The following is a 12,714-nucleotide window of genomic DNA, read 5'->3' on the forward strand; positions in this document are numbered from 1 at the left end:
CCTGCCGCTCGCACGGTGTTCCGATCCGGATCGGAGTCAACTCGGGTTCTCTGGAAAAAGAGATTCTGGCAAAGCACGGCGGGCCTACGGCTGAGGCGCTTTGCGAAAGTGCGCTGTACCATGCGTCTTTGCTGGAAAAATACGATTTTAATGACATTGTCCTTTCGATGAAATCCTCACGTGTCGATACGATGATCGAGGCGTATGAGCTCGCGTCGCAGGCATGCGATTATCCACTGCATCTTGGCGTTACAGAGGCCGGCACCGAGCGGATGGGCCTCATTAAATCCGCGATTGGTATCGGCTCTTTACTGCAGCGCGGCGTCGGTGACACTATTCGGGTGTCTCTTACGGCAGATCCTGTGCGGGAGATTGTTGCAGCGATGGATATTCTAAGAGCGCTGAATCTTCGCAGCGGGGTACAGATGGTATCGTGTCCGACCTGCGGGAGAACGAATATTGATCTGATTGCGATTGCCGGTGAGGTAGAACGCCGTCTGGACTCCTGCAAAAAGCCGATCACCGTGGCGGTGATGGGCTGTGCGGTCAACGGGCCGGGCGAAGCGCGCGAGGCCGATATTGGAATCGCGGGCGGGAACGGCGTTGGCTTGATCTTCAAAAAAGGGGAGATCGTACGCCGTGTCCCCGAAGACAGGCTTGTGGACAGCCTGATGGAGGAAATCGAATCGCTGTAACGCAGCGGTCATTTTGTCAAGGAAAAGGATGTTGGAATGAAAACCTTTGCTGAAATATTTGGTACATACCTCAATCCCCCCGGAACGACATGTCCGGAGGGAACCGTACTTTCCCTGCGGATCGACGAGCAGAACCGGGAGCTGGCGATAGAGACGGCGTTCCCGGTCCTGGTGGAGCGCCCGGTCCTTTTTGCGCTGGAAGAGCAGCTGAGGGAGGCGCTGAATGTCCGCAGGGTAACCGTGCAGCCCCGCTATGCGAAAGAATTGTTCCAGACAGAGTATTTTCCGGAGCTTGCGCAGGAGCTGCGGCGCAGAGACGCCAGCCTCAACGGCAGCCTGAAGGGCGCCGCCGCACGCTTAGAAGGCGACACGCTCATCATCACGCTGTCGCACGGCGGGCGCGATATGCTGCTTTCGCGCGGGTTTGACAAGGCGGCCTCCCGCCTGATTCAGGAGGAATTTGGCCTGACGCTCAAGGTGTCTTTCGACGGTACCGTCGAGATTCAGGCGGACGACGCCCGCTTTATTGAACGGGTGAAGCAGGAGCAGGAAACCGAGCGCCGGCAGGCAGTGGAAGAAGAGATGGCACACTATGATGCCGTGATGAACGAAGGCGGGAGCAAAAAGGTCAAAAAGAACCCGCATTCCGTCAGTGTGCGCGGCGGCGATACGCTTCTGCCGACCGTCCTGCTGGATACCGTGAAGCTGCTGTATGGCCGTATGGGCCGCAGCACCAAGCCCGTGCCGATCGGCCGGGTTGGGCCGGATTCCGGCACGGTGACCATCTGGGGCGAAATCTTCAGTATGGATGAACGCCAGACCCGCGATAAATCGAAAAAAATCTATTCTATCAACATAACGGATTACACCGGCTCCATGACCTTAAAGCTCATTGAGGAGAACAGCCAGTGCCGCGCGATCGATACCCTGAAAAAGGGAAGCGCCATTCTGGTGAGCGGCGAAATCAGCTATGATAAATACGACCACGAGATCGTTCTGCGCCCGCGCGGGATCAGCACGGTGGAGCTGCTCAAGGTTGTCGATGACGCGCCCGAAAAGCGTGTGGAGCTGCATCTGCATACCTCCATGTCCAGCATGGATGGCATTACCCCGGTAGGCGATTTGATCAAGCGCGCCGCCGAATGGGGGCATAAGGCCATTGCCATTACCGACCACGGCGTGGCGCAGGCTTACCCGGACGCCATGAATGCCGCCGCGGCTGTCCGCAAAAAAGGAGCGGATTTCAAGGTCATCTACGGCATCGAATCGTATTTTGTCAACGACATGGTTCCGGCCCTGATGGGGGAAACGGAGAACACGCTGGACGATGAGTTCATCTCGTTTGATATCGAAACCACCGGTCTGAGCGCGGAGCAGGACCGCATGACCGAAATCGGCGCGGTGCGGATCAAAAACGGGGAGATTGCCGACAGCTTCGATATTTTCGTGAATCCCGGCATGCACATTCCAGCCAAGATCACCGAGCTGACCGGCATCACGGACGAAATGGTAAAGGACGCTCCGTCCGAAGAGGAAGCCCTGCGGCAGTTCTACGAGTTCTGCGGGGAAAAACCGGTGCTGCTGGCACATAACGCCGCGTTTGATACCTCGTTCATGCACGCCGCGGCCGAGCGTCACGGGATGGATTTCCCGTATCCGTACATCGACACCCTGCCCATGTGCCGTTCGATGCTCAAGGACATTAAAAACTACAAGCTCGATACGGTCGCCAAATATCTGAAACTCGATCCGTTCAACCACCACCGCGCGTGCGACGATGCGGCGGTTCTGGCGAAGATTTTTCAGAATTTGCTGCAGCGTTTAAAAGAGGATACCGGCGCGACACGCGTCAAAGACATCAACACCTGCCTGGCCGGGGGGAACCCGAAGAAAATCCGCCCGGTGCATCAGATCATTCTGGTGAAGAATCAGACGGGCCTTAAGAATCTGTATAAGCTGATTTCCTATTCTCATCTGGATTATTTCTACCAGAAGCCGCGTATCCCGAAAAGCGTTCTCGTCAAATACCGAGAGGGTCTGCTGCTCGGTAGCGCCTGCGAAGCGGGTGAGCTGTACCGTGCGGTGGCCGGCGGCCAGCCGTGGTCTACGCTGAAAGAAATCGCCGGGTTCTACGATTATCTGGAAATCCAGCCGATCGACAACAACCTGTTCATGGTGCGAAACGGTCAGGTGCCGAACGAAGAAACGCTGCGGGAATACAACCGCACGATCGTCCGGTTGGGTGAGGAGCTGGATAAGCCCGTCGTCGCCACCTGCGACGTTCACTTCCTCGACCCGAAGGATGGCGACTACCGGAAAATCCTGATGGCGGGGCAGGGCTTTGCAGACGCGGACGCGCAGGCGCCGCTGTACCTGCGCACCACGCCCGAGATGCTGGAGGAATTTGCATATCTCGGCAAAGAAAAAGCATACGAGGTCGTTGTGACCAACACCAATAAAATTGCGGATATGATTGATGAGATTTCGCCAATCCCGCCCGGGGTATTCCCGCCGTTCATCGATGGAGCGGAAGAGGAACTCAACCGCATTTCATGGGAGCGGGCGAAAGAGATTTACGGCGATCCTCTGCCGCAGATCGTCCACGACCGCCTCAAGCGCGAGCTGGATTCCATCAATAAGCACGGCTTCTCCGTGCTGTACATGACGGCGCAGAAGCTTGTGGCCGATTCCGAGGCGCACGGTTACCTGGTTGGCTCTCGTGGTTCGGTCGGCTCTTCATTCGTGGCGAATATCTCCGGTATTTCCGAGGTAAACCCGCTGGCGCCGCATTATATCTGCCCGAACTGCAAACACAGCGAATTCATCACGGACGGCAGCTACGGCTCGGGCTTCGACCTGCCGCCGAAGCAATGCCCCGTCTGCGGCACCGAATACGACCGCGACGGCCACACCATTCCGTTTGAAACCTTTTTGGGCTTCGACGGCGACAAAACGCCTGATATCGACCTGAACTTCTCCGGTGAGTACCAGAGCGACGCCCACCGCTATACAGAAACGCTGTTCGGCAAGGACAACGTCTTTAAGGCCGGTACCATCGCCACTGTAGCGGATAAAACGGCCATCGGCTTTGTCCGCAAATACGCCGAGGAGCAGGGGACGGTGCTTCACCGGGCGGAGGAGCTGCGTCTGGCCACCGGCTGTACCGGGGTCAAGCGCACCACCGGCCAGCACCCGGGCGGCATGGTCGTTGTGCCGCGCGGCATGGAGATTTACGATTTTTGCCCGGTTCAACACCCGGCGAACGACCAGAAATCCGACAACATCACCACGCACTTCGACTTCCATGCGATCCACGATACCATCTGCAAGCTCGACGAGCTGGGGCATGATGTTCCGACGATTTATCGCTATCTGGAAGACTACACGGGCATCCCCGTAATGAAAGTTTCCATGAGTGACCCGAAGGTGATGTCGCTGTTTACCTCTACAGAGGCACTCGGCGTGACTCCGGAGGACATCGATTCCCCCACGGGTACTTTCTCTTTGCCGGAGGTGGGCACCGGCTTCGTTCGCCAGATGCTGATGGACGCACAGCCCAAAACCTTCTCCGACCTGCTGCAGGTTTCCGGTTTGTCCCACGGTACGGATGTTTGGCTCGGCAACGCGCAGGATCTGATTAAGAACAAAACCTGCACGATTTCTGAGGTAATCGGTACACGTGACAGCATCATGACCTATTTGCTGCTTAAGGGTCTGGAGCCGAAAATGGCGTTTAAGATCATGGAGATCACCCGAAAGGGTAAAGCGTCCCAACTGCTGACGCAGGAACATATTCAGGCGATGAAAGACCACAACGTGCCGCCGTGGTATATCGATTCCTGTATGAAGATCAAGTACATGTTCCCGAAAGCCCATGCGGCGGCTTATATGATTTCTACCCTGCGCCTCGGCTGGTATAAGGTGCATCGCCCGGTGGAGTATTACGCCGCTTATTTCACGGTGCGCGGCGAGGACTTTGACGGTGCCGTGGTGCTGCAGGGCCGCGAGGCCGTGCGCCGCAAGATGAACGAAATCACGATGAAAGGCAAAGAGGCCAGCAAAAAGGAAGAGGACGCGTTTGCCACCTTCCAGATCGTTAACGAGATGCTGGCCCGAGGTATTGAGGTTCTGCCGATCGACCTGTACCAATCCGACGCAAGAAAATATCTGGTGGAGGATGGGAAAATCCGTCTGCCGTTCGCGTCGCTTTCCGGCGTGGGTGAGGCCGCGGCCAACAGCCTTGCGGCAGCGCGTGAAAACGGCGGGCCGTATATTTCGATTGACGACTTGCAGACCCGTTCCAAGGTTTCCAAATCGGTGATTGAAGCGCTGCAGGTGGCGGGTGCGCTGAACGGCCTGCCCGAAAGCAGCCAGATGAGCCTGTTTTAAATAATAGTTGATTCACTTTTAAATGGTCTTATGCCGATATGGCGATTTTCCCCTTAAGTGGAGAAGAAGGTATCACTTTAAAAAGTGATGTCACTACATGATTCCGCTCAAATGCCCGGCAGAACCTGCCGGGCATTTTTTGTAGAGGAACCGGCTTGCCCGGTTCCTCTTTTTTGAATATTCTTTATTTGATAAAACGACAGTCGTTTTTTATCGTCGATCTGTAATTTCTACGTTTTTCCTATACTCGTCTGCTGAAATGGGGGACAATTTCAGCATCATGAAGGTATAAAAATGCAAAATAAGCCTTGAACCCCTCAGTTTCTTATGCTATCATATTAGCATGTTAAAGCAAAGGCGGTGCAATGAATGAAAAAATACCATAAAATCACTCCCGAGGGCATTCGTGACTATCTGTTTGAAGAGTGCCTGGTCCATCATCACGTGGAGCACCGTCTGGAAGAGGTGTACCGTAACAGAGGCTTCCGTCAGGTTGTTACGCCTGGCTTGGAGTTTTATGATGTATTTGACCCGGAACGCTCCGGAATACCGTCGGAAACCATGTATAAGCTGACAGACCGCAGAGGGAGGCTACTGGTGCTAAGGCCAGACTCCACCTTGCCGATCGCTCGGCTTACGGCAACCCGGTTGCAGGGGCAGGAAAAGCCCCTGCGTTTATTTTATACCCAACAAGTGTACCGGAATCATCCGGGGCTAAGCGGACACGCGGACGAGATCATGCAGTCCGGGGTAGAGCTGTTGGGGGCCGGCGGGCACCGGGCCGATTTGGAAATCCTTGTAACGGCAATTGAGGCGCTTTCCGCCTGTGTGCCGGATTTCCGAATCGAGCTTGGGCACGCCGGCTTTTTTCGGGCCATTGTGGCCGGGATGCCGGTTTCGGAAGAGGTTCTGGAGGACATTCGCGGCTATATCGAAACGAAAAATTACCCCGCGCTTGACGAAATTCTCGATTCCCTGCCCGATTCCCGCGAGGCGGCCGCCCTGCGGCAGCTGCCCCGGCTGTTCGGCAGAGAAGAAATATTCGAGCAGGCCGAAAGTCTCGATCTTCCGGACAGCGCCAAGGAGCCGATCCGGTATTTAAAGAAGCTGTACGGCATGCTTTCAGAACTGCGGCTTTCAGAGCGCATCATGGTCGATCTGGGTCTGGTACAGAGGAACGATTACTATACCGGTATCGTACTCAGCGCTTATGTTCCCCAGGCGGGCGAGGCGGTTCTGGTCGGCGGGCGCTATGACCATCTGCTCGAGCTGTACGGTGCGCCGATGCAGGCCATCGGGTTTGCCGCGAATGTGGATGTTCTTGCCGGCGTTATGGCCGCCGAGGGCGAAGAAACGGCAATTGCCCCCGCACAGATTCTGGTGCATGGGGAAGACGGCTTTGAGATCAAAGCGCTGGATTACGCGGCACGCCTGACGGAGCGCGGAATTTTCTGCGAGTTTTCCGTATTTGAGGATCGCGAGCAGGCCATCCATTACGCGGTGGCGATGGGGATTCCCCAGGTGGATTTTGTCTCTGACGGTACAGTTTCGATCATGCTCACAAAGGAGGAAAACGGATGACTCCGTTAAAAATAGCGCTGACAAAGGGCCGCCTGGAAGAAAAAACGGTGGCTCTGCTGGAAAAGATGGGATATGACTGCTCCCAAGTACGCAATAAAGGTAGGCGCCTGATTCTGCCGGTCGGCGACGGCGAAATCGAAGTGGTTCTGGCCAAGGCGGCCGATGTGATCACCTATGTTCAACACGGCGTCTGCGATTTGGGCGTCGTCGGCAAAGACACGATTATGGAAAGCACCGGCGGCTTTTTTGAGGTGCTCGATCTCGGCTTCGGCAAATGCCGGTTCGCGGTGGCGGGCCCCAAAGATTCCGGTATTTTCGAAGGCTACTCGGTGAAAACCGTGGCGACCAAATACCCGAAGGTGGCCCGCGCCTTCTTTGAAAACCGCGACATGGACGTGCGCATCATCAAAATTGAAGGTTCGGTAGAGCTGGCTCCTTTGCTCGGTCTGGCCGAAGCTATTGTAGACCTGGTGGAAACCGGAACCACCCTCAAGGAAAACGGGCTCGAGATTCTCGAGATCATCTGCCCGATTTCCGCCCGGCTGATTGTCAATTCGGCCGTGATGAAGCTGAGAAAGGATGAAGTTGAGGCCCTGGTTTCTCGCATGAGCCAGGCCATCCAAAAGAAGGAGGAGAAAGTATGCTTAAAGCAATCCAGCTAAGCGGGGAAGAGGGCTGCCGCGTGGTGGAACAAATCCGCCGCCGCGGCGAAGAAAAGGATAAGCTGGTCGACGCCCGCGTTGCGGAGATTCTGGAACAGGTACGAACCCGCGGAGACGCGGCCGTGGAAGAATACACCCTGCGGTTCGACGGCGCGCTGCCCGCCAAACGCGAGCTGAATCGCGAAGAGATGGCGGAGCTTTCCAAAGACTGCGACCCTGAATTTGTCGCCGCTTTGGAACGGGCCGCGCAGAACATCCGCGATTTTCACCAGCGTCAGGCGCAGCAAAGCTGGCTGACGACCCGCGAGGACGGCGTTCTGATGGGCCAGCGGGTGCGCGGGCTGCATCGTGTCGGCATTTACGTCCCCGGTGGCACGGCGGCATACCCCTCTTCCGTTCTGATGAACGCGATCCCTGCGAAAATCGCGCAGGTGGGCGAGATCATTATGGCGACGCCGCCCCAGAAGGACGGCAGGCCGAATCCCAATATCATGGCGGCGGCGCTGATCGCCGGAGTGGACCGCATTTTCCTGATGGGCGGAGCGCAGGCCGCGGCGGCGCTGGCCTACGGCACCGAGACCGTCCCGCGGGTGGACAAGATCGTTGGCCCGGGCAATATTTATGTGGCCACGGCAAAAAAACAGCTGTACGGCATCGTGGACATCGACATGATCGCGGGGCCGAGCGAGATTCTTGTTCTGGCGGACGAAACGGCGAACCCGGTGTACCTTGCCGCGGATCTGCTTTCGCAGGCGGAGCATGACGTGCTGGCCTCTGCGATTCTGCTCACGTCCAGCCTGAGCCTTGCGCAGCAGGTTGCCGAAGAGCTGGAACGCCAGACCGCGCAGCTCGAGCGCCGCGAGATCATGGAGCAGTCGCTCCAAAATTACGGGGCGATCCTTGTCTGCGACACCATGCAGGAGGCCGTCGCCTTTGCAAACAGCCTGGCCCCGGAGCACCTGGAGGTCTGCTGCGAAAACCCGATCGAATATCTCGGCTGTATCGACAATGCGGGCTCCGTCTTTTTGGGGAACTATTCCCCCGAGCCGCTGGGCGATTATTACGCGGGTGCGAATCACGTTCTGCCTACAGGGGGTACAGCACGGTTCTTCTCGCCGCTTTCGGTCGACAGTTTTTTGAAAAAATCCAGCTTTATTTACTACACCAAGCAGGCGCTCGCGGCCGCCGGGCCGGACGTGATGACTCTGGCAAAGGCGGAGGGCCTGACCGCACACGCCAATTCCATCAAAGTAAGGATGTGATTTCATTGTACCAGCTGAACAGCAAAATCAGAGACTTAAAGCCGTACGAGCCGCTGGAGGGAGATTACCGGATCCGGCTGGACGCCAATGAGTCCTTTTTATCCCTGCCGACGAACGTAATGTCGAAGATGATGGACGCGTTCGCATATACGGCCTTCAATCGCTATCCCGACCCGCTGGCTGTGGATGTGTGCCGCATGTTCGCGCAGTATCACAAAATCCGGCCGGAGAATGTAACGGCGGGCAATGGCTCCGACGAGTTGATTTCCGTTCTGATGACTGCCTTTCTGATGAAAGGCGATACTGTGCTGACGCTTTCTCCCGATTTTTCCATGTATCGTTTCTACTCCTCGCTTGTGGAGGTCAGATGCGTGGATGTCGTGAAGAAGAGCGATTTGACCATCGATGTGGATGAGCTGATCTCTGTGTCCAATCAAACCGGGGCGAAGATGATCCTGTTTTCCAACCCCTGCAACCCCACCTCGGTGGGGCTTACCCGCGAGCAGGTGCGGAAGATCATCCGTTCCGTGAGCGCCTTGGTGGTTCTGGACGAAGCCTATATGGATTTCTGGGATCAGTCCCTGATTCAGGAGGCGGAGCAGTACGATAATCTGGTGGTGCTGCGCACCTGCTCCAAGGCGTTTGGCCTTGCGGCGCTCCGCCTTGGCTTTGCAGTAGCAAACAGAACAATCACTGCGGCCTTACAGGCGGTGAAGTCCCCGTATAATGTCAATTCCGTCACGCAAAGTGCGGCGGCGGCAGTGCTGTCGTACCCCAAAACGCTGAACCGCGCGATCGAGAAAATGATCGATTCCCGCAAAGGCCTGTCCCAGGGGCTTCAGCAGCTTTTAGATAAGAACCCCGGCCGGTTCCTTCTGTACCCCAGCTGCACCAATTTTGTGCTGATTCGCCTGACGGATGCGCGGGCTGTGTATGAAAAACTTTTGTCGGAGGGAATCGCGGTTCGGCTGATGGGGGATACCATGCGGATCACCGCAGGCTCTCCGGCAGAAAACGCAGAGCTGCTTACCGTATTGGAACGGATTTTAAGATAGGGGGCACGGTGATGAGAACAGCAGAGCAATCCCGCGAAACACGAGAAACCCAAATCAGCGTCCGGCTGGCGCTGGACGGCGGAGAAACAAAAATCCAGACCGGAATCGGATTTTTCGATCATATGCTGCAGGCGTTTGCCACTCACGGTGGCTTTGGCTTGCAAGTGCAGGTGCAGGGCGACCTGTTTGTAGACGGCCACCACACAGTGGAAGATACCGGCATCGTTCTGGGCCGCGCGTTCCGTCAGGCTCTGGGGGATCGTTCCGGCATCGCGCGATTCGGCAGCTTTTATGTGCCTATGGATGAAACGCTGGCGTTTGCGGCGGTCGATGTCAGCGGCAGGCCGTTTCTGGTCTTTCAGGCGGAATTCCCCCAGCAGGTGGTGGGTGCGTATGACGCGTGCCTTACGGAGGAATTCTTCCGCGCCTTTGCCATGAACGCAGAGCTGACCCTGCATACCCGTGTGGAGTACGGCAAAAATTCGCATCATATGATCGAGGCCATGTTCAAGGCCGTCGCGCACGCGCTGCGGCTGGCTGTAGCCGAAACCGCACCGGGACAGGTGCTGTCCACCAAGGGCAGCCTGTAAGAAAGAGGGGATTCCATGATCATTTTTCCAGCGATCGATATCAAAGACGGTGCCTGTGTCCGATTGCGGCAGGGCGATTACGATACCGCGCACAAGGTGGCGGAAGACCCGCAGCAAACGGCCGGCTCCTTTGCCGAATCCGATGCACAGTGGATTCATATGGTTGATCTCGATGGGGCGAAAGCAAAGCACCCCGTGAACAGCGAGGTATTTCTGCGGGCGGTGGAAACCGGCCTGCGGGTCGAAGTAGGCGGGGGCATCCGCACGCTTACGGATGTGGAGTTTTACCTGTCACGCGGAATTTCCCGGGTGATTCTCGGCTCCGTTGCCCTGTACGACCCACAGCTTGTGCGTGATTGTGTACAGCGCTGGGGCGAGCAGATCGCTGTGGGCATCGATGCCAGAGACGGCAAAGTGGCCGCAGAGGGATGGACCCAGACCTCGCAGGTGGATTATATTGAACTCGCAAAGCAGATGGAAGAAGCAGGAGTAAAGTATATTATCTTTACAGATATATCAAAAGACGGAATGCTTACCGGCCCGAACCTCGAGCAGCTCGATGCGTTGAATCGAGCGGTCTCGTGCGACATTGTTGCCAGCGGCGGCATCGCAAACCTGCAAAATATCAAGGATTTATGCGGGTTAGGGCTGTATGGGGCCATCTGCGGCAAATCACTGTACAGCGGCAGTCTCGATTTGAAAGAGGCCATCGCGGCGGCACAAGGAGAAAAATAACATGAGTGAAAAGTTAAACACCTTTACAGATAAAAACCTGGAGCGCTTCTTTCAAAAGAGCGAACTGATCCCCGTGATCGTGCAGGAGCAGTCCACCAAGGAAGTGCTGATGCTGGCCTATATGAATCTTGAATCCCTGCGCAAAACGCTCGAAACCGGGTACACCTGGTTTTACAGTCGATCCCGGCAGGAGCTTTGGAATAAAGGGGCTACCTCCGGCCATGTGCAGCGGGTGATCGAGCTGTACACCGACTGCGACGACGATACGCTGCTGGCGGTGGTGGAGCAGACCGGGGCCGCCTGCCACACCGGGAACCACAGCTGTTTTTACCGAACCATAGGGGAGGATGCACAATGAGCGTTTTACAGGAGCTGTACCAAACGGTAGAGAGCCGCAAAACAGAGCGGCAGGAGGGTTCTTATACCTGCTATCTGTTTGAAAAGGGTCTTGATAAAATTCTAAAGAAGTGCGGCGAGGAATGCAGCGAGGTCATCATCGCCGCCAAAAACGGCGATAACAAAGAAACCGTGCTGGAGCTTTCCGATCTGTTGTACCACCTGACGGTACTGATGGTCAACGAGGGGATTTCCTGGCAGGACGTGGAGGACGAACTGAGCAAACGCGAGCTGAAAACCGGGAACTTGAAACAGTTCCATCAGGTGGATAAGAACACCTGATTATTTTGCTTGCTTTTGTTAACCGATGACCGTTTGGTTGTTTTAACAGTCTGCTTTGTGAAAGAGTGGATTCTTCCTTGGGGTTCCCCTGCGTTGGAATTCTGCTGACATAGGTTTGCCCCTCATGCTGAGGGGCTTTTTCTTTTTTCCATTTTGGTATGAAAGAGTGGGTTTTCTGTGAGTGGTCTCGCGGGAAATTCTGTTGGTATAGGGCTTTGCTCCTTATGTCGGAGTGAGTCCTTTCTTTTTTACTTTAATAGGAAAGAGCGATTTTCAGCGGGTGCCCCCGCGTGTGGATTCCGCTTGCGCGTGCTTGCCCCTCAGGCCGGGGCGGGCCCTTCCTTTCTTGACGAGGCGGATTGTCAAGAGAAGTGCAACAGGTTCAAAAAGAAGCAGCAGCAATAGCTTCAGCAGGAGTGAGCCAGTTGAGACATTTACGGGGACGATTGTTAAGCAGGAACATGGCATGGGCGACCTGTTTAGAGGAAACATCAACAAAGTTGGTTCCTTTTGGGAAAAATTCGCGAACCAACCCATTCAGATTTTCCACAGAACCTTTTTGCCATGGGCTGGAGGGTGAACAAAAATACATGGGCAGACCCAACTCGTTTTCCACTTTGGCATAACAGCGAAATTCGGTGCCCTGGTCGGCTGTGAAGGAATGACAGGGAAAAGAGCTAACTACGCTGGACAGCACTTTGAAAACATGGCTTTGGCTGTGGCACCGTTCCAAAAGAACCAAAATACAGAATCGACTCTTCCTGTCGCACATGGTCAAAATCCCGGCTTGGCTCTGTTTACTGCTGGAGATAATCGTATCCAGCTCCCAATCCCCGATCCGTTCCCTGCGCCAAATCTCTCGGCCACGCTGTTTCAAGGTTCGGATTCCAAGAAGCTTTCCGCGGCGTTCTCCATGCTGGCGCCCTTCATGCCGTAGGTGAATGCTGGCCGACTGAGCGAAACGCTCTTTATGAAGCCATCGGTAGATCGTCGTGTGAGAGATACGCATGAGCGGTTCAGCGGGATAATCCTGCCCAACCCGGTTTGAAACCTGCTCGGGCGACCAA

Annotated in this window: 11 protein-coding genes; 10 read left to right on the forward strand and 1 reads right to left on the reverse strand. The window is 55.8% G+C overall.

Annotated elements, in window-relative coordinates; translation table 11 throughout:
- The 10 genes from ispG to hisE form a co-directional block, all read left to right on the forward strand.
- Positions 1-695, forward strand: a 695-nt coding sequence (ispG, locus tag HMPREF1141_RS01920) for a (E)-4-hydroxy-3-methylbut-2-enyl-diphosphate synthase (protein WP_009060466.1), incomplete at its 5' end; no start/stop codon positions are given.
- A 36-nt stretch (positions 696-731) separates the two neighbouring features.
- Positions 732-5,084 (forward strand): PolC-type DNA polymerase III, encoded by a 4,353-nt coding sequence (locus HMPREF1141_RS01925; RefSeq protein WP_009060457.1) that lies wholly within the window; start codon positions 732-734, stop codon positions 5,082-5,084.
- Between the two features lie 369 nt (positions 5,085-5,453).
- A complete protein-coding gene (gene hisZ, locus HMPREF1141_RS01930; protein ID WP_009060468.1) occupies positions 5,454-6,665 on the forward strand; it encodes an ATP phosphoribosyltransferase regulatory subunit in 1,212 nt (403 codons plus the stop codon).
- Positions 6,662-7,327, forward strand: coding sequence for an ATP phosphoribosyltransferase (hisG, locus tag HMPREF1141_RS01935; protein ID WP_009060459.1), 666 nt, complete (start codon positions 6,662-6,664; stop codon positions 7,325-7,327). The genes hisZ and hisG overlap by 4 nt, the downstream gene beginning before the upstream one ends.
- Positions 7,306-8,589, forward strand: a complete 1,284-nt coding sequence (hisD, locus tag HMPREF1141_RS01940) for a histidinol dehydrogenase (protein WP_009060474.1) — start codon at positions 7,306-7,308, stop codon at positions 8,587-8,589. Before hisG ends, hisD begins: the two co-directional genes overlap by 22 nt.
- Positions 8,586-9,644 carry a histidinol-phosphate transaminase gene (gene hisC / locus HMPREF1141_RS01945; RefSeq protein WP_242824543.1) on the forward strand — a complete coding sequence of 353 codons (1,059 nt, stop codon included), beginning with the start codon at positions 8,586-8,588 and terminating at the stop codon, positions 9,642-9,644. Before hisD ends, hisC begins: the two co-directional genes overlap by 4 nt.
- Before the next feature lie 11 nt (positions 9,645-9,655).
- Positions 9,656-10,234, forward strand: coding sequence for an imidazoleglycerol-phosphate dehydratase HisB (gene hisB, locus HMPREF1141_RS01950; RefSeq protein WP_009060464.1), 579 nt, complete (start codon positions 9,656-9,658; stop codon positions 10,232-10,234).
- Between the two features lie 15 nt (positions 10,235-10,249).
- Positions 10,250-10,969: a 1-(5-phosphoribosyl)-5-[(5-phosphoribosylamino)methylideneamino]imidazole-4-carboxamide isomerase gene (hisA, locus tag HMPREF1141_RS01955; RefSeq protein ID WP_009060455.1), complete on the forward strand. Its 720-nt coding sequence runs from the start codon at positions 10,250-10,252 to the stop codon at positions 10,967-10,969.
- A gap of 1 nt (position 10,970) precedes the next feature.
- Entirely contained in the window at positions 10,971-11,327 is a 357-nt protein-coding gene (hisI, locus tag HMPREF1141_RS01960) for a phosphoribosyl-AMP cyclohydrolase (RefSeq protein ID WP_009060453.1), read from the forward strand.
- Positions 11,324-11,647 (forward strand): phosphoribosyl-ATP diphosphatase, encoded by a 324-nt coding sequence (hisE, locus tag HMPREF1141_RS01965; RefSeq protein WP_009060461.1) that lies wholly within the window; start codon positions 11,324-11,326, stop codon positions 11,645-11,647. Before hisI ends, hisE begins: the two co-directional genes overlap by 4 nt.
- Before the next feature lie 382 nt (positions 11,648-12,029).
- On the opposite strand, the gene HMPREF1141_RS17015 is transcribed toward hisE, so the two are convergent.
- The coding region (locus HMPREF1141_RS17015; RefSeq protein WP_155863446.1) for an IS30 family transposase at positions 12,030-12,714 on the reverse strand (685 nt) is incomplete at its 5' end.

Origin of the sequence: Clostridium sp. MSTE9 (assembly GCF_000277625.1) — a bacterium.
GTDB classification, from domain to species: domain Bacteria; phylum Bacillota; class Clostridia; order Oscillospirales; family Acutalibacteraceae; genus Faecalispora; species Faecalispora jeddahensis.